The following is a 778-nucleotide window of genomic DNA, read 5'->3' as shown; positions in this document are numbered from 1 at the left end:
GTCAGCTTCGGCTGCAACATGCTGGCGCTGAACGGCGGCCGCCCCGAGCAACTGACGCTCCGCGCCTTCCTCACCGCCTTCCTCGATTTCCGCGAGGACGTTGTGGCGCGCCGCACCGCCTACCTGCTGCGCAAGGCCCGCGAACGCAGCCACATCCTCTGCGGTCTGGCCGTCGCAGTCGCGAACGTGGACGAGGTGGTGGCCACGATCCGTGCCTCTGCAGACGCCGCCGAAGCGCGCGACAAGCTGATGACCCGGCGCTGGCCGGCGCATGAAATCGCGCCCTACATCCAGCTGATCGACGATCCGACCCACAAGATGAACGAGGACGGGACCTACAACCTCTCCGAGACGCAGGCTCGCGCGATCCTCGAACTGCGCCTGCAGCGCCTCACCCAGCTTGGCGTCAAGGAAGTCACCGACGAGCTGGAAGAGCTGGCGAAGAAGATCAAGGAATACCTCGAGATCCTCGGCTCGCGCGAGCGCATCATGGAGATCATCACCAACGAGATGATCGCCGTGAAGGAGCAGTTCGCCGTGCCCCGCCGCACCGAGATCGCCGACTGGGCCGGCGACATGGACGACGAGGACTTGATCGAGCGCGAGGACATGGTCGTGACCGTGACCGCGGGCGGCTACATCAAGCGCACCCCGCTGGCCGAATTCCGCGCCCAGAAGCGCGGCGGCAAGGGCGTGTCCGGCGGCTCGCTCAAGGAAGACGACGTGGTCACCCAGCTGTTCGTGGCCAACACCCACACGCAGCTGCTGTGCATAACAA

At 65.8% G+C, this 778-nt stretch carries 1 protein-coding gene; it reads left to right on the top strand.

Annotated elements, in window-relative coordinates; all coding sequences use genetic code 11:
• On the top strand, nucleotides 1-778 hold a 778-nt coding region (locus HC022_RS27985), incomplete at both ends, for a DNA gyrase subunit A (RefSeq protein WP_303049123.1).

The sequence above is a fragment of the Salipiger sp. HF18 genome, from assembly GCF_011806505.1.
GTDB lineage: Bacteria > Pseudomonadota > Alphaproteobacteria > Rhodobacterales > Rhodobacteraceae > Salipiger > Salipiger thiooxidans.
The sequence above is the reverse complement of the archived record's forward strand: the minus strand, read 5'-3'. Positions and strand labels throughout refer to the sequence as shown.